20 protein-coding genes and 1 pseudogene are annotated in these 21,811 nt (G+C 68.0%); 6 read left to right on the top strand and 15 right to left on the bottom strand.

Annotated features, from left to right (window positions below; genetic code table 11):
* Positions 1–10: 10 nt before the first annotated feature.
* From HIV01_RS12095 to HIV01_RS12060, 8 genes and pseudogenes are all read right to left on the bottom strand, one after another.
* Positions 11–379 (bottom strand): annotated as a pseudogene (locus HIV01_RS12095) (cupin domain-containing protein); the annotation flags it as partial.
* A gap of 85 nt (positions 380–464) precedes the next feature.
* On the bottom strand, positions 465–1,223 hold the full coding sequence (kduD, locus tag HIV01_RS12090) for a 2-dehydro-3-deoxy-D-gluconate 5-dehydrogenase KduD (protein ID WP_200607430.1): 759 nt from the start codon (positions 1,221–1,223) through the stop codon (positions 465–467).
* Between the two features lie 8 nt (positions 1,224–1,231).
* Positions 1,232–2,077, bottom strand: coding sequence for a 5-dehydro-4-deoxy-D-glucuronate isomerase (gene kduI, locus HIV01_RS12085; RefSeq protein ID WP_200607428.1), 846 nt, complete (start codon positions 2,075–2,077; stop codon positions 1,232–1,234).
* A gap of 157 nt (positions 2,078–2,234) precedes the next feature.
* A complete protein-coding gene (locus HIV01_RS12080) occupies positions 2,235–3,332 on the bottom strand; it encodes a LacI family DNA-binding transcriptional regulator (protein WP_200607426.1) in 1,098 nt (365 codons plus the stop codon).
* Between the two features lie 80 nt (positions 3,333–3,412).
* Positions 3,413–4,693, bottom strand: a complete 1,281-nt coding sequence (locus HIV01_RS12075) for a TRAP transporter large permease (protein ID WP_200607424.1) — start codon at positions 4,691–4,693, stop codon at positions 3,413–3,415.
* Positions 4,693–5,250, bottom strand: coding sequence for a TRAP transporter small permease (locus HIV01_RS12070; RefSeq protein WP_200607422.1), 558 nt, complete (start codon positions 5,248–5,250; stop codon positions 4,693–4,695). Before HIV01_RS12070 ends, HIV01_RS12075 begins: the two co-directional genes overlap by 1 nt.
* Positions 5,251–5,259: 9 nt before the next feature.
* Positions 5,260–6,264 (bottom strand): TRAP transporter substrate-binding protein, encoded by a 1,005-nt coding sequence (locus HIV01_RS12065; RefSeq protein ID WP_200607420.1) that lies wholly within the window; start codon positions 6,262–6,264, stop codon positions 5,260–5,262.
* Positions 6,261–7,112, bottom strand: coding sequence for a 2-keto-4-pentenoate hydratase (locus HIV01_RS12060; protein WP_200607418.1), 852 nt, complete (start codon positions 7,110–7,112; stop codon positions 6,261–6,263). Before HIV01_RS12060 ends, HIV01_RS12065 begins: the two co-directional genes overlap by 4 nt.
* A 236-nt stretch (positions 7,113–7,348) precedes the next feature.
* On the opposite strand from HIV01_RS12060, the gene HIV01_RS12055 reads away from it, so the two are divergent.
* Positions 7,349–8,617, top strand: a complete 1,269-nt coding sequence (locus HIV01_RS12055; protein WP_200607416.1) for a pectate lyase family protein — start codon at positions 7,349–7,351, stop codon at positions 8,615–8,617.
* A 3-nt stretch (positions 8,618–8,620) separates the two neighbouring features.
* Here HIV01_RS12055 and HIV01_RS12050 read toward each other — a convergent pair whose 3' ends face one another.
* The 5 genes from HIV01_RS12050 to HIV01_RS12030 all read right to left on the bottom strand — a co-directional run bounded on the left by HIV01_RS12050 (position 8,621) and on the right by HIV01_RS12030 (position 14,867).
* Positions 8,621–9,364: a rhamnogalacturonan acetylesterase gene (locus HIV01_RS12050; protein WP_200607414.1), complete on the bottom strand. Its 744-nt coding sequence runs from the start codon at positions 9,362–9,364 to the stop codon at positions 8,621–8,623.
* A gap of 13 nt (positions 9,365–9,377) precedes the next feature.
* Positions 9,378–10,127, bottom strand: coding sequence for a pectinesterase family protein (locus HIV01_RS12045; protein WP_207526947.1), 750 nt, complete (start codon positions 10,125–10,127; stop codon positions 9,378–9,380).
* Positions 10,128–10,148: 21 nt separating this feature from the next.
* Positions 10,149–10,523, bottom strand: a complete 375-nt coding sequence (locus HIV01_RS12040; protein ID WP_207526946.1) for a pectinesterase — start codon at positions 10,521–10,523, stop codon at positions 10,149–10,151.
* A 25-nt stretch (positions 10,524–10,548) separates the two neighbouring features.
* On the bottom strand, positions 10,549–11,901 hold the full coding sequence (locus tag HIV01_RS12035) for a pectate lyase family protein (RefSeq protein WP_200607411.1): 1,353 nt from the start codon (positions 11,899–11,901) through the stop codon (positions 10,549–10,551).
* A gap of 140 nt (positions 11,902–12,041) precedes the next feature.
* Positions 12,042–14,867 carry a TonB-dependent receptor gene (locus HIV01_RS12030; RefSeq protein ID WP_200607409.1) on the bottom strand — a complete coding sequence of 942 codons (2,826 nt, stop codon included), beginning with the start codon at positions 14,865–14,867 and terminating at the stop codon, positions 12,042–12,044.
* Positions 14,868–15,113: 246 nt separating this feature from the next.
* Between HIV01_RS12030 and HIV01_RS12025 the strand changes: the two genes are divergently transcribed.
* From HIV01_RS12025 to HIV01_RS12015, 3 genes are all read left to right on the top strand, one after another.
* A complete protein-coding gene (locus HIV01_RS12025) occupies positions 15,114–16,124 on the top strand; it encodes a sugar kinase (RefSeq protein ID WP_200607408.1) in 1,011 nt (336 codons plus the stop codon).
* Positions 16,111–16,746 (top strand): bifunctional 4-hydroxy-2-oxoglutarate aldolase/2-dehydro-3-deoxy-phosphogluconate aldolase, encoded by a 636-nt coding sequence (gene eda, locus HIV01_RS12020; RefSeq protein ID WP_200607406.1) that lies wholly within the window; start codon positions 16,111–16,113, stop codon positions 16,744–16,746. The genes HIV01_RS12025 and eda overlap by 14 nt, the downstream gene beginning before the upstream one ends.
* A gap of 172 nt (positions 16,747–16,918) precedes the next feature.
* Entirely contained in the window at positions 16,919–17,305 is a 387-nt protein-coding gene (locus tag HIV01_RS12015; RefSeq protein WP_158732745.1) for an HU family DNA-binding protein, read from the top strand.
* Between the two features lie 107 nt (positions 17,306–17,412).
* Here HIV01_RS12015 and HIV01_RS12010 read toward each other — a convergent pair whose 3' ends face one another.
* Both HIV01_RS12010 and HIV01_RS12005 read right to left on the bottom strand, forming a co-directional pair.
* Positions 17,413–18,018, bottom strand: coding sequence for a nucleotidyltransferase family protein (locus HIV01_RS12010; RefSeq protein WP_245156790.1), 606 nt, complete (start codon positions 18,016–18,018; stop codon positions 17,413–17,415).
* Entirely contained in the window at positions 18,015–18,995 is a 981-nt protein-coding gene (locus HIV01_RS12005; protein WP_200607404.1) for an XdhC family protein, read from the bottom strand. Before HIV01_RS12005 ends, HIV01_RS12010 begins: the two co-directional genes overlap by 4 nt.
* Before the next feature lie 115 nt (positions 18,996–19,110).
* Between HIV01_RS12005 and HIV01_RS12000 the strand changes: the two genes are divergently transcribed.
* Positions 19,111–19,566, top strand: coding sequence for a (2Fe-2S)-binding protein (locus HIV01_RS12000; RefSeq protein ID WP_200607403.1), 456 nt, complete (start codon positions 19,111–19,113; stop codon positions 19,564–19,566).
* 61 nt (positions 19,567–19,627) lie between these two features.
* The gene (locus HIV01_RS11995; protein WP_200607401.1) at positions 19,628–21,805 is read left to right on the top strand and encodes a xanthine dehydrogenase family protein molybdopterin-binding subunit; all 2,178 of its coding nucleotides are present in this window, start codon (positions 19,628–19,630) and stop codon (positions 21,803–21,805) included.
* Positions 21,806–21,811: the final 6 nt, after the last annotated feature.

Below are 21,811 nucleotides of genomic sequence, written 5' to 3'. Positions count from 1 at the left end.
GCGATGCCGGCTATGGCTTCGTCTGCTTGCGGTACGCGACGATGATCACCAGATCCTCGTTGCCGCGTTGGAACAGCGCATGCGTGCTGCCGTTGCGGGTGAGGATAGCGTCACCGGGCCCGACGTCGCGCCGCTTGCCGTCGAGCAGCAGCTCGCCGCGGCCGGACAGGACGTAGTAGATCTCGTCCTTGTCGTTGCGGTGCTCGCCGATGGTCGCGCCCGGGTGCAGGGCGCGCTGGCGGAAGACCAGGTCGAAGTCGGCCGCGTCGGCGAAGAACGGATAGGCCGTGGTCGTGCCCTCGCCCTCGTGCGGGCCGGGCTGCTGCACCGCGATGTCGCGCGCCTGCTCGACGTAGGAGTCGCGGCGCGGCTCGCCGGCGATGACGGCGCCGCAGGCGAGGGCGGCGACGACCGTGGTCACGATGAAAGGGTGTGCACGCATCGTCGCCTCCTGCCCGTTTCGATCAGCGCGCCAGCCAGCCGCCGTCGACGGGGATGATCGCGCCATTGACGTAGTCCGAAGCACGCGAGGCCAGGAACACCGCCGCGCCGCCCAGGTCCGACGGTTCACCCCAGCGCCCGGCCGGAATGCGGCCGAGGATCTGCGCATTGCGGTCCTCGTCGGCACGCAGCTGCGCGGTGTTGTTGGTGACCATGTAGCCCGGCGCGATCGCGTTGACGTTCAGGCCCTTGCTGGCCCACTCATTGGCGAGCAGTCGGGTGATGCCGGCGATGCCGCTCTTGCTGGCGGCATACGACGGCACGCGGATGCCGCCCTGGAACGACAGCATCGACGCGATGTTGATGATCTTGCCGCTGCCCTGGCCGATCATGTGCCGGCCGGCGGCCTGGGCAAGGAAGAACGCCGACTTGAGGTTGACGTTCATCACGTCGTCCCAGTCCTGCTCGCTGAAATCGACCGCATCGGCGCGGCGGATCATGCCGGCGTTGTTGACCAGGATGTCGAGGCCGCCGAGACCGTCGAGGGTCTCGCCGACGATGCGATCGACCGGCTCCAGGCTCGACAGGTTGGCTTCGATCGCGATGAAGCGGCGGCCAAGGGCACGCACCTTCTCGGCCGTCTCTGTCGGGGCCGACGTGCCGGCCGCGGCGATGTCGGCGCCGGCCTGCGCCAGCGCCAGGGCGATGCCCTGGCCCAGGCCGGTGTTGGCACCGGTGACGACGGCGACCTTGCCCTGCAGGTTGAAGATTTCCGTGCCCATGCGTCCCCTTACTTCAGCTGGCAGATGTCGAGCTGGTTCATGTCGGTGTAGTCGAGGTTCTCGCCACCCATCGCCCAGATGAAGCAGTAGTTCTTCGTGCCCGAGCCCATGTGGATCGACCACGGCGGCGACACCACGGCCTCGTCGTTGGCGATGACGATGTGGCGCATGTCGGCCGGCTCGCCCATGAAGTGCATGACGCGCTCGCTGCCCAGGTCGAAGTAGAAATAGACCTCCGAGCGGCGGTCGTGCAGGTGCGGCGGCATGGTGTTCCAGACGCTGCCGGTCTTGAGGATGGTCAGGCCGAGCAGCAGCTGGCATGACTTGCACGTGGCCGGGACGATGTACTGGTAGATCGTGCGCTCGTTGGAGGTCTCCAGCGAACCGCGCTCGAGCGGCACGGCCTGCGAGATCGAGATGTGCTTGACCTCGAAGCGCGTGTGCGCCGGCGTCGATGCGAGATAGAACTTGGCCGGATTGGCGGCGTCATTCGACGCGAACTCGACCTTGTCGCTGCCCATCGGCACGTACAGGCCGTCCTTGGGCTCGAGCGTGTAGGCGGTGCCGTCGACGGTGACCGTGCCGGTGCCGCCGCCGACGTTGACCACGCCGAGTTCGCGACGCTGCAGGAACGGCTGGCCGGCGGCCGAGGCCGGCTCGGTCTGCGCGGGCAGCGCGACCGGTGCCGTGGTCGGGGCGGCGCCGCCGATCACGAAGCGCTCGTTGTGCGAGTAGTTGAGGACGACCTGGCCGGCGACGAACAGGTCCTGGATCAGGTAGCGCTCGCGCAGCTGGTCGTTGCTGGCCCCATCCATCATGTCGGGGTGGGTGGCGTGGTAGGTCTTGCGGAACATCGGGCCTCCGGGCGTGCCTGGTATTGCAGTACGTGTGCCGGGTGCCAGCAAGGCGCGCGGCGGGATGATGGGACGATGATAACGGGGTTTTGGTAACCGGTGTCAAAAGCGCGCCATCGATGGCCGCGCAAACATCTGGGAAGCAGAAAGGGGTGGCTCAGGCCTTGGGACGCTGGCTCGAATCGCGCACGACCAGCTGCGGCGTCACCGTCCGCGGCACCGCCGGTGCGGCGGCCTCGTTGGCCAGCAGCATCTGCGCCGCCTGGCGGCCGAGGTCGCGGATCGGCGAGTGGATCGTGGTCAGCGCCGGCCACAGCTGCGAGGCCAGCGGACTGTCGTCGTAGCCGACCACCGACAGGTCGCCGGGGATCGACAGGCCGCGACGCATCGCCGCCTTGTACACGCCAGCGGCCATTTCGTCGTTGCAGGCGAAGATCGCGGTCGGCCGCGGCGACTTCGCCAGCAGGTACTCGGCGCCGGCGACACCGGATTCGAAGGTGTAACCGCCTTCGAACATGTAGTCCGGCGGCAGCTCGATGCCGCGCTCGGCCAGGCCCGCAAGGAACCCGCCGCCGCGCTCGATGGTGGAACGGTAACGGCGCGGGCCGGTGATCAGGCCGAGCGTGCGATGGCCCAGCGATTCCAGGTAATTGGCCGCTTCCGTGCCGGCGCGGCGGTCGTGGGTGACCACCATGTTGCTGGCCTGGTCGAGCGGGATCGAGGCGATGCGCACGTAACGCACGCCGATTTCGCGCAAGGCCGTCGCCAGCTGCTCGTCCTCGGACACGCGCGGGATCAGGATCACGCCATGCAGCTTCTGCTGCTGGGCGAAACGGCGCACGCCGTCGATGTAGTCCTCTTTCGAGCTGTCGCACGGATGCACGACCAGCTCGTAGCCGGAGTCGCGCAACGCATCCAGTGCGCCGTACTGCATGTTGACGATGAACTGCGCGGTCGGGTTGTCGTAGACCAGGCCGATCAGGAACGAGCGCCGGAACGCCAGGCCGCGCGCCTGCGGGTCGGGCGAGTAGCCCAGCTGCTTCATCAGCGCCAGGACCTTCTCGCGGGTCTCCGGATGCACCAGCGGCGAATCGTTGATCACCCGCGACACGGTCTTCTTCGACACGCCGGTGAGGCGGGCGATGTCGTTGATCGTCGCCTTGCCCGCCAGCGTCACCGGATCCGACGGCGCCGCCGTGGCGGAGGCCGTGGTGGTGCGGACGCGGCGGCGGGGTCGGGAAGTGGTGTCGGTCATGGGCAGCCCGTGGGTTGGCCCATTCTAGCCGGGGCGGGCACAGCAGCGGCGGTTGCCGGGGACGAGGCCAGGCCCTTGCCTCACTTCATCATCGCCGGCAGCCACAGCGACAGCTGCGGAACGAAGGTCACCACCAGCAGCACCGCGAAGGCTGCCAGCCAGAACGGCCAGATCGTCTTCAGGGTGTCGCCGATGCTTATCTTGCCAATCGCGGTACCGACGAACAGCACCGAACCCAGCGGCGGCGAGATCAGGCTGATGCCGCCCTTGAGGATCAGGATCACGCCGAAATGCACCGGGTCGACGCCAATGGCCTTGGCCAGCGGCAGGAAGATCGGCGTGCAGATGATGATCATCGGCGCCAGGTCCATGAAGGTGCCCAGCACCAGCAGGATCAGGATCATCAGCAACAGCAGCAGGTTCTTGTCGGTGGTTATGCTGGTCAGCCCGTCGACTGCGGCCGACGGAACCTGCAGGTAGGCGAGCAGCCAGCCGAACGAAGCCGCCGAGGCGATCACGAACAGGATCATGCCGGTGGTGCGCGCCGCGCCGGTGACGGTCTCGAGGAAATCGCGCCAGTTGAGATTGCGATAGACCAGCGCCGTCACCAGCAGGGCGTAGACCACGGCGATCGCCGCGCTCTCCACCGCAGTGAAGATGCCGGCGCGGATTCCGACGAAGATCAGCGCGACCAGCAGCAGGCCCGGCGCCGCGGCGACCAGGCGCCGCAGCACCACGCCGAAACCGGGGAACGCCTCGATGGCGTAACCGCGGCGGCGGGCGATGATCCAGCAGGTCACCATCAGCGTGGCCGTCATCAACAATGCCGGCAGGATGCCCGCGGCGAACAGGTCGGCGATGGAGATGCTGCCGCCGGCCGAGGCCGAGTACAGGATCAGGTTATGCGAGGGCGGCACCAGCAACGCGACCATCGCCGCGGTCATGGTGACGTTGACGGCGAAGTCGCGGTCGAAGCCGCGGCGCACCATCTGCGGAATCATCGCGCTGCCAATGGCCGACACGTCGGCGATGGCCGAGCCCGACACGCCGCCGAAGAACAGCGACGACAGCACGCTGACTTGGCCCAGGCCGCCACGCAGGTGGCCGACCAGCGACGACGCCAGGCCGATCAGGCGCTCGGAAATTCCGCCGCGCAGCATGATCTCGCCGGCGAAGATGAAGAGCGGAATGGCGATCAGCGAGGCCGAGCCGGCACCGGCGGCGGTCTGCTGCACCATCACGATCGGCGGCAGGCCGATGTAGAGCAGCGTCGCCAGCGCGGCGGAGGCAAGCGAGAAGGCCACCGGCACGCCAATGATGAGCAGCACGCCGAACACGACGAACAGGACGGTGACTTCCATCATTTACTCCGCATCGAAGCAGCGGGCGCGGTGACGACCGCGACCAGGCGCTGCAGGGCAAACAGGACCATCAACGCACCGGCGATCGACATCGGCGCGTAGACCGCGCTCTGCGGCATGGGCGCGCCCGCCATCGGGATGTCGATGCCGTCGAGCAGCAGCTCGCCGCCCCACAGTGCCAGCACGAAACCGATGCCGGCGATCACCAGGTTCGTGATCGACAGCAGCACCTTGCGCACTGCCGGCGGTGCCCAATGGACGAGGATGAAGAAGCCGAAGTGCGAGCCGCGGTGCACGCCTGCAGCCGCGCCGAAGCTCATCGCGGTGTTGAGCAGCAACAGGGCGACCGGCTCGGTCCAGCCCGGCGAATCGTTGAGCACGTAGCGCGCGAACACCTGCAGCGCCTGCACCGCGACCATGCCGACCAGGGCGACGCCGGCGACACCGGTGGCGACGCTGGCAACGCGATCGAGCCAGGTGCGCGGGCCGTGCTCGACTTCGCTGCCCGAGTCTTCGGCATCAACGTCCGGCGCAATTGCAATGGGAGCTTCTGCCATGGTGATGCCTCAGGCCAGTGAACGGATTTCGCGGTACAGCGCTTCAATCGCCGGGTCGCGGTGGTAGTCGGCCAGCAGCGGCGCCACGGCCTGGCGGAACGCGCCCAGGTCGCAGTCGTTCATGCGGACGTTGGCGGCGATCAGTTCCTGGCGCGCGGTGGCTTCGGACTCGTCCCACAGCTTGCGCATCACCGCCACCGACGCGCGCGAGATGTCGAGCAGCAGTGCCTGGTCGCGCTTGGACAGCGACTCCAGGCTGCGGCGCGAGATCAGCAGCACGTCGGGCGAATAGGAATGCTCGGTCTGCGACCAGTAGTGCGCGGCCTCGAACTGGCGGCTGGAGTGGAAGCTGCGCAGGTTGTTCTCGGCGCCGTCGATCAGGTGCGTCTGCAATGCCGAGAACACTTCGCCGTAGGCCAGCGGCGTCGGATTGCCGCCGAGCAGGCGGATCATCCGCATGAAGATGTCCGAGGCCGGCACGCGGAACTTGAGGCCGTGCATGTCGGCCGGCGTGTGGATCGGGCGGCGCACGTTGTAGAAGCAGCGCGCACCGCAGTCGTAGATCGCCAGGCCGACCAGGTCGCGCTTCTCGAAGCCCTGCAGCACGGCCGCGCCAACCTTGCCATCGAGCGCGGCGCGCAGGTGCGGCACCGAGTCGAAGACATACGGCAGCGACAGCGCCTGGGTCAGCGGAAACGCGTTGTTGAGCGCTCCGGAATAAACGCGGGTGATGTCGATCGCGCCGAAGCGGGCCATGTCGATGGCCTCCGACTCGCGGCCGAGCTGGCCGGAGTGGTACACGCGCAGACGCAGGCGGCCGCCGGTCTCCTGTTCGAGCTGCTTGCCGATCCACTGCACGGCGGCAACGGTCGGGTAGTCCTTCACGTGGACGTCGGTGGCGGTGAGGATGCGTACATCAGGGCTGGCGCTGTTGTTGCCCAGGGCGAGGGCCGGCAGCACCGAAGCGCCACAGGCGGCGGCCATGCCGGCAAGGAAGCGGCGTCTTTCGATCATGCGCGGCCCTCGATCATGCTGTTCTCGCCGGTGGCGGTAGCGGTGGTGGTGCGGCAGGTCAGTTCGCCCCAGCTGCCGAAGCTGATGCGCGAGTCCTGCCCGGCGAGGATGTCGTGGATACCCGTTGCCGCGCCGGTGGTGACCAGCATGCCGGCCTTGAGCGGATGACCGCGACTGGCGCAACGCGAAAGCGCGAACGCGAGCGCGGCAAGCAGTCCACCAGGAATCGAGTCGGCGCCGCCGGTGCCGACCGAGGCACCGTCGATGAAGGTTTCGCAGCGCAGTTGCGCGCTGTCCACGGCCTGCCAGTCCGGCACTTCGGCGCCGAGGATCAGCCCGGTGTTGTTGCCGAAGTCGGAGACGACAATCGCCGGACCCAGCACGTTGATCAGCGGCAGCGCGCTGCCGGCCAGCTCGACGCCGATCAACAGCACATCGACCAGCGCCGCGGCTTCGGCTTCGCTGTATGCGGTCTTGTCGGCGGGCGCGTCGGCACGCAGGCGGAAGACGTACTCGGCCTCGACCGCGGCGAAGCCGCCGGTGATCACGGCAAAGCTGCCTGCACCGTCCGCGGGCGACTGCACCGCACCTTCGAAGATCGGGCCAACCAGGCGCTCCTCACCCAGGCGCGCTTCCCAGTCCGCGGGAATGCGCCCGACCTTCCAGCCCACCACCGGCCGTCCCCACAGCGCGATGGCGTGGTCCTGGATCGCGTAGCCCTGGTCGAGCGTCGCCGGCAGTGCGCCCGGGTAGTCCGGCAGCGCCACCGCCTGGCGCCGTGCCGCGACCAGCCGCTGCGCGATTGCTGCGCTGTCGGCGCTGTCCCCATCCGGCGCGAGTCTGTCCATGCGGTGCGGTTTCCCCTGGTGATGTCTCTTCGGTGGAGTTGTATAGGAAACCGGTGTCATTGACAATCAGGACCTACACTCGGATCACGACTCGGGGAGAGGTACGGATGGGGATCAAGGGGAAGGGGCACGTTTTTCAGGGGCTTGGGCGCGGATTGGCGGTCACCGCACTGGCCCTGGCCATGGCCGGCCCGGGACTGGCTGCGGAAACGGCGCGCACGTCCCCCACCCCGGCCGTGTCCCAAAGGACAGATGCCGCAACGGCCGCGCTGGCCTTCCCCGGCGCCCAGGGCTGGGCCGCGCATACGCCAGGCGGCCGCGGCGGCAGGATCATCCGCGTGACCACGCTGGAAGCCTCCGGCCCCGGCTCCTTCGCCGAGGCGCTGGCGGCGAGCGGGCCGCGCATCGTCGTGTTCGAGGTGGGCGGCGTGATCGACCTGGGCATGAAGGAACTGCGCATCACCGAGCCGTTCCTCACCATTGCCGGCCAGACCGCGCCGCAGCCCGGCATCACCTTCATCAAGGGCGGACTGACTATTGCCACGCACGACGTGGTCGTGCGCCACATCCGCATGCGCCCGGGTGACGGCAACAAGCCCAAGTGGTCCGGCGACATCGATGCGATCACCACCGTGCGCGGCGCGCGCGACGTGATCGTCGACCACTGCTCGCTGACCTGGGCCACCGACGAGAACCTGTCGGCGTCGAGCACGCGCTTTTTCGGCGAGAGCGAGAAGGACTGGATGGATGCCGCCTCGCGTCGCATCACCTACAGCAACAACATCATCGCCGAAGGCCTGGCCAACGCGACCCACGCCAAGGGCGAGCATTCCAAGGGCTCGCTGATCCACGACCACGTCAACGACGTGCTGATCATCGGCAACCTCTATGCGCACAACTACGAGCGCAACCCGCTGTTCAAGGGCGGCGCGCGCGGCCAGGTGATCAACAACCTGATCTACGACCCGGGCCAGCGCGGCGTGCACTACAACCTGATTGCCGAGGAATGGCTGGGGCATCCGTACTCGCGCGGGCAGGTGATCGCGCGCGGCAATGTCATGCGCGCGGGCATCTCGACCGAGGAGGTGGCGTTCTTCAGCGTCGGCGGCTCGGGCGATGTCGACGTGTACCTGGACGACAACCTTGCCGTCGATCGTCTCGGCGCGCCGCTGCCGCAACAGGGCCGCTACACGACCACGCCGATCAAGATCGATGCGCTCAAGCGCGCGCCGGCGCTGCCGTTCGGCGTGACCGTGCTGCCGTCGGCGCAGGTGCAGGATGCGGTGATCGCCAATGCCGGCGCGAGGCCGTGGGACCGCGATGACGTCGACCGCCGGATCCTGGCCGACACCATCGAAGGGCGCGGTCGGATCATCGACAGCCAGGAGCAGGTCGGCGGGTATCCGAAGCAGGAAGGCACGAAGCAGGCGTTCGTGCCGGCCGACTGGGACCTGGAGACGATGGAGCCGTTGAAGGCGCTTCCGCGGCGGGCGCCGTTGAAGTGACCGTCAGTTGAGCAACTGCGCCAGCGGCAGTCCCGACTGCCGCAGCGCGAACGCAAACTCTTCCGCCATCCGTTCCGCGCCGGCTGGCGAGAAGTGCGTGTTGTCTTCCACGCCCTTGGGATAGTTCGCGCTCTCGCCAACGCCAACCCACAGGAACAGCCGCTTCGACGGCTCGGCGCCGGCTTCCTGCAACACCGCCGCGCTGCGCCGCTCCATGTCGATCAGCGCCACATGCTCGCGCGCCGCCAGCGCGCGCACCAGGTCCGGATACTCCCCATGGCTGTCGAGCACGTGGCCCGCCTCGTCGAAGCGCCGCCGCGCTACCGGCGTCAGCAACACCGGCGTGGCCTGGCGCTCACGGACATCGGTGACGAAGCGCGAAAGGTTGCGCGCATAGTCCGCCGGCGGCGTGTAGCGGTCCTTCTTCTCCACCGACTGGTCGTTGTGGCCGAACTGGATCAGCACCACGTCGCCCGGCCGGGTCGCGTCGAGCAGCTCCTGCCAGCGACCTTCCTCGATGAAGGTGCGCGTGCTGCGGCCATTCTTCGCGCGGTTGTCGACCAGCACCGTGCCCGGTTTGAACTGCGCCGCCAGGAATTCGCCCCAGCCGGTCTCCGGTCGCTTCTCCGGCAGCTTTTCGGCCATCGTCGAATCGCCGGCGAGGTGGATCGTGACCGGTTCGGACGCACGCGCCGGGGCGATCACGGTCAGCGTCGACAGGCACAGTGCCAGGCCGAGTTTCAGCATTGCAGTCCTTCCGTCAGAGAGCGGGCTGCCAACCCGAGAGCACGCGATCGCGCGTGTAGAGGCCCGGCTGCCGCGCATCGAGCTGGCGACGCGTCGGTGAGTCGTGCGCGCCAGGGCCACGGCTGTCGTGCTCGAACAGACGCGCCAGCTCCGGCTCCAGCATCACCCGCTTGCCGTCGCGCGCGGTGTATCCCATCGCGTCCCAGCCCTTGGCGTCGATATGCGCATCCATCCAGCAGGACAGATACACCGCGGCGCCCACCGCATCCGGGTCGCCGTACTTGCCGTCGGCGAAGGTGCGCCCAGGCCGCCAGGCGCGCCCGAGCGCGACGCTGGAGTCGGGAATCTGCGGGTCGCGAGTCAGGCGGCAGCGAGCGAATGTAAGCCCGTAGACCTGCGAGGCCGCCGTCGACGGCACCGCCACGTAGCCCTGACGGTCCTTGCCGGGACGGAAGCGCGAATGCAGGTCGCAGTCCTCGAACAGTGCATTGCCACCACCGAATATGAAGTCGACGCTGCCGCTGATCCGGCAGTTGCGGAACAGGCTGCGCCCGACATCGGCGAACAGCGTGTCCTGGTGGCCGATCAGGTCGACATCCTCGAACAGGCAGCGGTCCGCGCCGTCATCGAGCATCAGCGCCACCGCCTGCGCGCCATTGGGTCCGATCGGCTCGAACCTGGGCGCGGCGAGGTTGCCGACGTAGTCGAATGAGTTCTCGATCGCCAGGCGCTGCACGCGGAAGTCCGGCGCACGCACGGTCACGCTGGCGCAGCCCCAGGTGCCCTAGGGCTCGCCATCCGGACGCTTCATGCCCGCGGCGGCATCGAAGCTCAAAACGCTCGCGTTGCGGTCCTCGCCGACGAGATGGATCCACGGCCGGTCGACCACCAGCTTCTCGTGCCAGCGCCCGCGCGTGACCAGGATGCGGAACGGCGAGCGCCCGTCGGCGGGGGCCGCGGCGATCGCCTCGCCGACGCTGGCGAACGTGCGCACGCCCGGAAGGGGCGTGCGCGCGACGGCCGCATCGAACGGTGGCGCGGTGGCTGCTGCGCGCAGCGGTGCAAGCGGTGAGAACGTCGCCACCGAGGCGGCCAGCGACGCCTGCAGCAGGCGCCGCCGTTGCATCCACACGTCAAGGTTTCTGAAGTCGTCGCGCATCAAGCTCCGCTCCCCAACGGTTGGCTTACTTGTACGGACCTGCCCCGAGGATCACCGTCAACGGCACCGACCAGGTCGGATCGATGCGTCGATACAGCGTCGGCGTCCATGCCACGTTCGGCTGCAGCGGCGTGGCGCTGGTCGCGTTGAAGGCGGCGACCACGTCGACCTCGCTGTGGCGGGTGAATCCGTTCAGCAACGTGCCCTGTGCCTGCAACGCGGTGCCGTTGAAGCGTTCCACGAACAGGTCCGGCGTAACCGCGACGGGCATCAGGAAATGGTTGTTCTGGGCGTAGATCTGCCCCTCGATGCCGGCGCCCCAGCTGTATCCGTAGGTCTGGGCGCCGTCGGGGGTCAGGCTGTACTGGTTGTTGTAGACGTGGACTTGGCCGTAGCGCACGCGCGGCACGCGCTGGCCCAGGTCGTGGAACAGGTTGTGGTGCAGCGTCACGCGCAGCTTGCCGCGATCGGCGACGGCACCGTCGGACGATCCGAACAGCATCGCCTTGTCGTGGTTGGCCAGCAGGTTCCACGACACCGTCACCAGGTCGGACTCGTTGGTCACGTCGACCAGGCCGTCGTGCACCTGGTAGAGGCGGCCGAAGAAGCTGGGCTGGGTGCTGTCGGCGGTGTCGATGTCGAGGAAGGCGTTGTGGTCGATCCAGACATGGGTCGAGTTGCGCACCGAGATCGCGTCGTACAGCGAGTTCCAGTTGCCTTCGGCGCCGTCGGTCGGTGCCCACTGCGGGAAGCAGTCGTAGGTGTCGACGAAGCTGAGGTTGCGCACGATCACGTTCATCGGCTGGTTGCCGCTGGTGCTGCTCGGGCGGATATCGACCCAGGCGCCGCGCAGGCCGGCACCGCGACCGACGCCGACGATGGTGGTGTTGGCAGGCACGCGGATGCGCACGCGCGCCTGTTGCGCCGCGGCCGAGGCCACGCGCGCGCGCTCGAGCGGCCCGCTGGGATTGACGCGTCCCCACACCGCCGGGTCATAAGCAGCGAGGAACGCATCGAGCGAGTAGGGCGTTGCGCTCTGCGGATCCGGACGCGCGTAGTCGGCGCAGGTCAGCGGGTTGCCGGCGTCGTCGACATTGGCGTCGATCATGCCGGTGATGCGGATGATCTTCGGCGTCGGATCGGGAAAGGAGAGTGCGGCGACCAGCGCGTTGCGGTCGCTGACGTCATGCACGCGGATGGCATCGGCGGCAGAGCCACCGGTAGTGCCCGACGGCAATGCCGCGGTCGGCAGCGATGCCCAACCGTCGTTGGCGGGCAGGGTCTGGCGTTCCAGTGGTTGCGGCGGCGCCGCAAACGAGCCCGGGGAGGACAGGGCCAGCAACAGTGCGGACAGCAGGACGGACTTGCGAGTGCTCATCGGTACCGCTCCTTCGTGGTGTGGACGGAGCGGACGTCGGCAGCGGAGGCGGCACGGCGTCCGCTGGTGGGACACGACATGCGACTGCGGCAAAGAAAACGCCCCTCTCCCATGAGCGGGAGAGGGGCCTGGAGCAAACGTCAGAACTTGTAGCGGGCGCCCAGGAAGTACTGGCGACCGGTGTGGTGGTAGACCGAGGCGCGATCGCCGATCGAATCGACCCACTGGTCCTGGAACTCGTCGGTCAGGTTCAGGCCTTCCAGCGTCAGCTCGAAGTGATCGTTGATCTTGTACGAGGCCGACATGTCGAAGGTCAGTGTTTCGGCCGTGCCTTCCACGTCGTTGCCGTTGCGGCCCGGCACCGTGGTCAGGTAGTCGTCGCGGTAAGCGGCCGAGACGCGCGCGCTGAACTTCTCGCCTTCGTAGTAGAGCGTGGCGTTGTAGGCGTTCTTCGACAGACCGGTCAGGTCGGTGCGCAGCGACGGCGCGCCGGTCGAGGTCACGTACTGGATCTTGGAGTCGACGTAGGTGTAGTTGAGCTGCACACCGAAATCGCTCCAGAAGCCCGGCAGGAACACGAACGGCTGCTGGTAGGTGAATTCCAGGCCCTTGAGCGGACCGCCCTTGCTGTTGATCGGGACGTTGAACTGGAAGTCGTCGTTGACCGTGGCGCCGGTGCCGATCAGCAGGCTCTCCGGCAGGCCGGAGGTCGAGTACGGGCGGGTCTCGCGCGAGGTCAGGACGAAGGTGTCGATGTCCTTGTAGAACAGGCCCAGCGCCAGCAGCGATTCCTCGGCGAAGTACCACTCGAAGCTCAGGTCCGCGGTCTTGGCCCGGAACGGATCCAGCATCGGATTGCCGCCGGTGACGACGCGGTTGCCGCCGCTGACGTTGACGGTGACGCCAGGGGTGAGGTTGCCCAGGCCCGGACGTGCCATCACCTTCGATGCGGCCAGGCGGATCAGGAAGTCCGGTGTCACGTCGGCGACCAGGTTGAACGACGGCAGCGTGTCGTCGTAGCTGCGCGACACGGTGATCTGCTGTGCCGGGCCGCTTGCGGGCGTGGAGAAGCCGGTCGAGGTCTGCTTGGTGTCGACCTGGCGCACACCAACGTTGCCGCTCAGCGGCAAGCTGCCGATCTGCGTGTTGAAGTCGGCCTGGATGAAGAAGCCCTGGTCGCGCTCGACCACGCTGCGGTTGTTGCCCAGCACGGCCGGAACGCGGTCGCTGACCGCGAAGATGCCCTGGTCGCTGTAGATGTTGAAGGCGCGGTTGAACGCATCGATGTCCGGGATCAGCCAGGTGCCATCACCGACGTTGGAAATGTCTTCCAGTCCGATCTGCCTGGTCAGGTCAGCCAGCGTGGTGCCGGCCGGAAGGCCCGGCACGATCAGCTCGGAGGCACGACGTTCCTCGCGCGTATCGAACGTGTACTCCTTGAACTGGCCGCCGGCCTTGAGGCGGAAGGCGTCCGTCAGCTGCCAGGCGAAACCGAGCTGGGCGTTGTCGATGGTGTTGTCGGCGAACTGCGGACGCAGGCGGATTTCCGAGCCCGGGACCGCGGTGGTGCCGTTGACGAAGGACCACTGCGCCGGGTTGTTGACGTCAAAACCATTCGTGATCACCGGCAGGCGGTTGTCGCCACGGTAGTCGTAGACGTAGCCCTGCGCGTTGAGCTTGTCGATCGTGATCGTGGTCTGGATCGGGTTCTCGAACTCGGACTTGGCGTGACCGGCCTCGAAGTTCAGGCTGAAGTCGTCGGTCAGTTCATGGTCGGCGTAGAAATTGAACTGGGTGAACTTGGTTTCCAGCTCGTCGTAGCGGGCTTCCGAGCGCACGTCGACATTGTTGAAGCGGCCGTACACCAGGTTGCCGCGACCGTCGATGGCGCTTTCCACCACCACGGTCTGCGGCTTGCCGGCCGCACCGGCGCGGCTGAAGGACAGGCCGTTGAGGAAGTTCTCGGTGCGCGTGGCATCGAGGTCGGCGTACATCACGTCCAGGCCCAGCGAGGTCTTGTCGGTCGGGTCGAACTGCAGCGACGCGGTCACGCCCAGTCGCTCCTGCTCGTGCTCGAGTACGCCGTAACGCGGGATGCGCGGATGGAACACGGTCGCGCTTTCGGCCGCGGGCGTGCCGGCGAAGCCGCCGTTGGCGTTGCCCGGATCCCAGCGCACGGTGCTGTGGCCTTCTTCGACCAGGCGGCGCTTGGTGTAGGCCACCGAGAGCAGGGCGCCGAACTTGTTGTCGAACCAGGTGTTGCTCATCAGCATCGTGGCGCGCGGATCGAGATCCCCGGCCAGGTCGTTGTAACCCAGCTGCGCACCGGTGACGAAGGTGAAGCCGTCGTAGTCGAACGGACGCGCGGTCTGCAGGTCGACGGTGGCGCCGAGCGCGCCTTCCTCGATCTCCGCCGAGGCGGTCTTGCGCACGGTGATGCTGTTGAACAGCTCCGAGGCGAACACGTTGAAGTCGAAGCCGCGGCCGCGGTTGGCGCCGCCGGAACTGTCGGTGCCGCCGGTGGTGGTCAGCGCCTCCATGCCGTTGATGCGCACGCGGGTGAACTGGCTGTCGAGGCCGCGCACCGAGATCTGGCGGCCTTCGCCGGCATCGCGCGCGATCGACACGCCCGGGATGCGCTGCAACGATTCGGCGAGGTTGAGGTCCGGGAAGTCGGCGATGTCTTCAGCGACGATGGCGTCGACCACGCCGACTTCGCTGCGCTTCTTGTCCAGCGCCTTTTCCAGGCTGCCGCGGAAGCCGGTGACGACGACCGTGTCGAGCTCGGTCGCGTCCTGGCGCTGCGGTGCGGCAGTATTGGCGACGGCTTCGGCCGGCGCAGCGGTGCTATTGGACGGCGTCGCATCCTGGGCAAGCGCGCTGAGCGCCGCCATCTGGAGCGCCAGGCCTATCGAGGCCGCCAATAAGGTAACCGGTGTCTTTTTAGTGGCACGCTGAAATTGCATAGGTTCCCCTCCCTAATGACTGACAGCTTGTAAGGTGCTTGCTTGTAAGGTGCTTGTTGACTGGTTTGCGACGCTTGCTATGGTGATCCGGTGGTGTCCGGCAGTGTTCGGTGCTGCAAATGACACCGATGGTCAAAACCCTAACAAAAGGGACAGCGGTTCGCATGCTGCGGTGCGCCATAACCGCCAGGACGGCATGGCAGGCGCTATCTATAGGGTCATCTTTCCTTCCTCCGGGAGTTGGGCGTGAGTCAACGGATCGTGTGTTTTGGGGAACTGCTGCTGCGCCTGTCGGCGCCAGGGCGCGAGCGACTGCTGCAGTCACCGGGCCTGGAAGTCCACATCGGCGGGGCCGAGGCCAACGTCGCCGTGTCGCTGGCACGTCTGGGCCATGACGCGGCGGTGGTCAGCACCGTGGCCGACAACGCGCTGGGTGAGGCTGCAATCGGCGAACTGCGCCGACATGGGGTCGACACCCGCCATGTGCGCGCAGCGCCCGGACGGATGGGGCTGTACTTCCTCTCCCACGGCGCGATGCATCGCCCGAGCGAAGTGTTGTACGACCGCGCCGATTCGGCGTTCGTGCGCTCCACCGACTACGACTGGGACGCGCTGCTCGACGGCGCCAGCTGGCTGCACCTGTCCGGCGTGAGTCCGGCGCTGGGCGCCGCCACCGCCGAGGCGACGATCGCCGCGGCGCAGGCCGCGCGCCGGCGCGGGGTCAAGGTGTCGTTCGACGGCAACTTCCGCGGCAAGCTCTGGCAGGCGTGGAACGGCGACGCCGCCGCGATCCTGCGCCGCATCTTCGCCGAGGCCGACCTGGTGTTCGCCGACCACCGCGATATCGAAGTGGTACTGGGCCAGCGCAGCGCCGCCGAAGGCGAGGACGCGGTGGCCCAGGCCGCCGCGCATGCCTTTGCCGCCTTCGGGAACCTGCAGTGGCTCGCCTGCACGTTGCGCCGCCAGCACAGCGTCGACCACCACACGCTGTCGGCGGTGATGTGCGGTCGCGACGGCGCCCGCCATCGCGCCCCTGGCTACGAGCTGGAGGCGATCGTCGACCGCATCGGCACCGGCGACGCATTCGCCGCCGGGGTCCTGCATGGCCTGATCACCGGCATGGCGCCGCCCGAACTGCTGCATTTCGGCCTCGGCGCGGCTTGCCTGAAGCACTCGCTGCCGGGCGACTTCAATCTGGTCTCGCGCGAAGATGTCGAGGCTTTCACCGCGCAGGCCGGCTTCCATGTCCGTCGTTGACGCCCAGGCGCTGCTGCGCGGCAGTCGCATCATCCCGGTCTACACCCCCGGCAGCGTCGATGAAGCCGTGGCGGTGGCGCAGGCGCTGTTGCGCGGCGGCATCGATGCCATCGAGGTGACGCTGCGCACGCCGGTGGCGCTCGACGCGATTGCCGCGGTCGCCGCGCAGGTGCCGGGGATGAAGGTCGGTGCGGGCACCGTGCTCGATGCCGCCCAGATGCGCCAGGTACAGCGCGCCGGTGCATCGTTCGCGGTCTCGCCTGGATCTTCGCCGCAGTTGCTGGCCGCCGCGCGCGACGAATCGATGGCCTACCTGCCCGGTGTCGCCACCGGCAGCGAGGTGATGGCGGCGATGGCCGCCGGCTTCGACCTGCTCAAGCTGTTCCCCGCGCAGGCGATCAATGCATTGGCTTTGCTGGCGGCCTGGCGCGGGCCATTTGCCCAGGTCCGCTTCTGTCCGACCGGCGGTATCGATGCCGCACGCGCAGCCGAATACCTGCGCCAGCCCAACGTCGCATGCCTGGGCGGTTCGTGGCTGACACCGGCCGATGCACTGGCGCAAGGCGACTGGGAACGCGTCGAAACCCTGGCGCGCGAGGCCGCTGCACTGTCGATTGTCTGACGGACAAACGGCCAAACCAGGCCGCCGTGGCGGCCAATGGCGAAGAAAGTAGCAATTTCCCGCATTTTTTCGCCTCTTACCACTTGGCGGCGCACTTGCCTTGCCCTACATTCCGCTTGCCTAGCGGGGAAATCCGGGCACCCATCAACTAATCGAGTATTACGAGACACATATGGCGAAGACGAAGAAAGTGGCAAAGAAGGCCGCGCCGAAGAAGGCCGCCGCCGCCAAGCCGGCTGCACCGAAGCCGATCAAGGAAGCGCTGACCAAGTCGGGCCTGGTTGCGCACATCGCCGAGGCCGCGGGCGTCGCTGCCAAGGACGTGCGCGCTGTCCTGGCTGCCCTGGAAGGTGCCGTGCACGGCTCGGTCAGCAAGAAGGGCGCTGGTGCGTTCACCCTGCCGGGCCTGCTGAAGATCACCGCCGTCAGCGTTGCGGCCAAGCCGAAGCGCAAGGGCATCAACCCGTTCACCAAGGAAGAAGTCTGGTTTGCCGCCAAGCCGGCTTCGGTCAAGGTCAAGGTCCGTCCGCTGAAGAAGCTGAAGGACGCAGCGGCCTAAGCCGTCATGCTCTGAACTGACGGATCTGCCGGGATGCGGTGTGCGCAAGCCACCGCATCCTTTCCGGTCGCCGCTCGGCGCCGGTCTCGTCTCCCGCCGATCCGCGCTCAGCGATCGAGCAATCCCGACGCCACTGCCGCCGCGACGTCGTCTTCGCAATCGATGTCCAGCCGCAATTCCGGCGCATCCATCCGCCACACCGCTCCGCCTAGCGCCGTCAGTTGCGCGCCCAGTCCGCGGTCGCCATCGAGGCGCGCCGAAGCCTCCGTCAGCAGCGCCATCGTGACCAGGGCCGGAATACCGGCCGCTTCGCCATGCGCGGTCGCCGCGCAGCCCGAGGCGGATTGACTGGCGCCGTCCAGCAGCGCCTGCAGGTGATGTGACTCGAGCGCGGGCTGGTCGCAGGCAAGCACCAGCACCTTGCCTTCAAAGTCCGCCAGCGCCGATGCGGCACTTTTCAGGCTGCTCGACAGCCCCTGCGACCAGTCCAGGTTGACGGTGCTCTCGGCATCGAAGCCGGCGCCGGCTTCGGCGATCCGCAACGCATCGGCTCCGGTCACCAGTAGCAGGCGTTGCGGGTGCGTTGCAGCGGCCAGGCGCACGGCGCGATGCACCAGGGTCTCGCCATCGCGGCACAGCAACTGCTTGGGACGTCCGAGCCGGCGGCTGCCGCCCGCAGCGAGCACCACCGCGGCATGCGCCGCCTCGCTCACGCACGGCCTCCGTGCAAATGGTTCTGCAACTGCGCGGCGATGCTCAGCGCGATCGCCTCGGGACCGGTGCCGCCGATCGCGAGGCCTGCCGGCGAGTGCAGGCGCGGCAGCAACGCATCGCGAACGGTGGCAGGCAGGACGCGGAACAGGTCTTCGCGGCGCCGCACCGGACCGAGCAGGCCGACGAACCGGATCGTGCTTTCCGCCAGCGCCGCCAATGCTTCGCGATCGAGTTCGAAATGGTGGTGCATCACCAGCGCCGCGTCGAACTGGCCGTCGGCGGCCGGCAGCACCTGCGCCGGCGACTGGGCGATGGCGACATCGGCATCGCTGCCGATGGATTGCCAGCGCGGACGCCGCTCGACCAGCGTGGTGGTGATGCCGAGCAGGCGCAGCATGGGCAGCAGCAGTGGCGTTTCCGGACCGGCGCCCAGCACCAGCACGGCCGGCGGGCGCGCGATGCTGAGCGTCCATGCCGGCGGCGGATCCGGCCACGGCACGCTGGCGACCTCGAATCGGTGAACGCTCTGCTGCATGCCGACACTCGCGCTGGCGGCGCCGCCTGGTTCCAGGGTGACTTCGAGCGGACCCTGTCGCGAACGCCACGCCGTGATCAGCGCCGGCCACGGCGCCAGCGACGCCAGCGGAAGCAGGGCGATGCGCAGGCGGCCACGGCAGCCCACGGCGGAGCCGGAGAGCAGGTCCTCATCGTGGCGCGTATCGATCTCCAGCCATTGGATCGTCTGCGTGCGCACCGCTTCTTCGGCGCGCAGCGCGATCTCCGGTTCCAGGCAGCCGCCGCTGAGCCAGCCGACCTGGCGGCCGTCGCTGCCGAACAGCGCCAGTGCGCCGGCATGGACGTAGGTCGACCCGGAGGTTTCCAGCACCAGCGCGAGCGCCGCCGGCTCGCCGTGTGCGATTGCGTCGGCGGCGGCTTCGAGCACGCCACGCGTGGCGCCGGGCAGGAAGAGGTCCATGGCGCGAGTCTAGGGCTTCTCCGGGCTGTGGTGCCGTGATTGCCCCGCGTGCACGCGGCCCCAGCGCAAGCGGTGCTAGGCTCGCCCAGTCCCCAGCCGCCGCAAGGGAATCGCCATGAAGTTGCTAGTCAACGGCAGCGAACACGAAGTCACAGCACCGCCCGACATGCCGCTGCTGTGGGTGCTGCGCGATCTGCTCCACCTTACCGGCACCAAGTTCGGCTGCGGCATCGCCCAGTGCGGCGCCTGCACCGTGCACGTCGACGGCGCGCCACGACGCGCCTGCGTCACTCCGGTCGCGACCGTGGCGGGCAAGCAGATCACCACGATCGAAGGCCTGTCGAAGGACGGCTCGCACCCCGTGCAGCTCGCCTGGGCCGAACTCGACGTGGTCCAGTGCGGTTACTGCCAGTCCGGCCAGATCATGTCGGCCGCGGCGCTGCTGGCGAAGGTGCCCGCACCCACCGATACCGACATCGACCAGGCGCTTTCGGGAAACCTCTGCCGCTGCGGCACCTACCAGCGCATCCGCGCCGCGGTGCATCGCGCGGCCAGCTTCGACAAGGCCTGAATCGACAAGGCCTGACCGCTGCTCTGAGAGCAAGCGCAAGCAACGCTTCACGGAGATCCCCATGAACGCCGCGATGCAAGCATCCCGTCGCCGATTCCTGAAGGCTGGTGCCGCCGCGGGTGCGGGCCTGGTGGTGGCCTTCGTCATTCCCGGTGCAAGCCGTTTCGCCATGGCGCAACCCGAGGCCGGTGCAGTGGCGGCCTTCGCGCCGAACGCCTTCCTGCGCGTGGGCAGCGACGACAGCGTGACCGTGCTGGTCGCGCATTCGGAAATGGGCCAGGGCATCTGGACCGGCCTGGCGATGCTGATCGCCGAGGACCTCGATGCCGACTGGTCCAAGGTGAAGGTCGAGCACGCGCCGGCGACGCCGGTCTACGCCCACACCGCCTTCGGCATGCAGATGACCGGCGGCTCGACATCGACCTGGTCGGAATTCGACCGCTACCGCCAGGCCGGCGCCACCGCCCGCGCGCTGCTGGTCGCCGCGGCCGCGCAGCGCTTCGGCGTGCCGGTCGATCAGGTCCGCACCGAGAATGGCGTGGCTATCGCCGGTGACCAGCGCGCCCGTTACGGCGAACTGGCGCAGGCGGCTTCGCAGTTGCCGGTGCCGGCGCAGGTGGCGCTCAAGGACGCCAAGGACTGGAAGATCATCGGCCATCCGACCAAGCGCCTGGACACGCCGGAGAAGATCACCGGCCGTGCACAGTTCGGCATGGACGTGCAGTTCGACGGCCTGCTGACGGCGCTGGTCGCGCGCGCTCCGGTGTTCGGCGGCACGGTGAAATCCTTCGACGCAACTGCCGCCAAGGCCGTTCCCGGCGTGCGCAACGTGGTGCAGGTGCCCTCCGGTGTCGCCGTGGTGGCCGATCATTTCTGGGCGGCCAAACTGGGTCGCGACGCATTGCGCATCGACTGGGACCTGGGTCCGAACGCCGCGCTCGACAGCACCGCCATGCGCGAACAGTTCCGCGCGCTGGCCGCGAGCGCCGGCACCGTCGCCAGCACCGCCGGCGACGCAAAGGGAGGGTTCGCCAAGGCAGCGAAAACGCTGGAAGCCGAGTACAACGTGCCGTACCTGGCGCACGCGCCGATGGAACCGCTGAACTGCACCGTCAAGATCGACGCCGACGGTTGCGAGATCTGGACCGGCACGCAGTTCCAGACCATCGACCAGCAGGTCGCGGCGAAGATCACCGGCCTCAAGCCCGAGCAGGTGCAGATCCACACCACCTTCCTCGGTGGCGGCTTCGGCCGGCGAGCGACCCCTACGTCCGACTTCGTCAGCGAGGCAGTGCAGGTAGCCAAGGCCGCCGGCGCGCCGGTGAAGACGGTCTGGACGCGCGAGGATGACGTGCGCGGCGGCTATTACCGCCCGATGTACCTGCAGCAGGCGCGCATCGGCCTGGACGCGCAGGGCATGCCGATCGCCTGGCACCACGTGCTGGTCGGCCAGTCGATCCTCGCCGGCACGCCGTTCGAAGCGATGATGGTCAAGAACGGCATCGACGCGACCTCGGTCGAGGGCGTCGCCGATTCGCCCTACCTGAAGGACATCGCCGACCACCGCGTCGAACTGCATTCGCCACGCACCGGCATCCCGGTGCTGTGGTGGCGCTCGGTTGGGCACAGCTACAACGCCTTCGTGATGGAAAGCCTGGTCGACGAACTCGCCCACGCCGCCGGCAAGGATCCGGTCGAGTACCGCCGCGCGCTGCTCAAGAACCACCCGCGCCATCTTGCCGCGCTGAACCTGGCCGCGGAAAAGGCCGGCTGGGGCACGCCGCTGCCGGAGGGGCGCGGCCGCGGTGTCGCCGTGCACGAATCGTTCGGCAGCTATCTGGCACAGGTCGCCGAGGTGTCGGTGGAGAACGGCGCGATCCGCGTGCATCGGGTCGTATGCGCAATCGATTGCGGCCTGGCGGTGAATCCGGAAGGCGTACGCGCGCAGATGGAATCAGGCATCGCCTTCGGTCTCGGCGCCGCCCTGCACAGCGCGCTGACCTTGAAGGACGGCCACGTACAGGAGTCGAACTACCACGACTACCAGGTGCTGCGGCTGAGCGAAATGCCGAAGATCGAAGCCCACATCGTCGCCAGCAGCGAGAAGATGGGCGGTGCCGGCGAGCCGGGAACCGCGCCGATCGCACCGGCCGTGGCCAATGCCGTCTTCGCCCTGACCGGGCAGCGGTTGCGCGAGCTGCCGTTGCGCCTGGCCGCCACACCCGCAGCGACAGCCTGAGGAGCC

The sequence above is a fragment of the Lysobacter arenosi genome (assembly GCF_016613475.2).
Taxonomy (GTDB): Bacteria; Pseudomonadota; Gammaproteobacteria; order Xanthomonadales; family Xanthomonadaceae; genus Lysobacter_J; species Lysobacter_J arenosi.
Note: the sequence above shows the minus strand (reverse complement) of the source record. Positions and strands in the feature narration are given on the sequence as shown.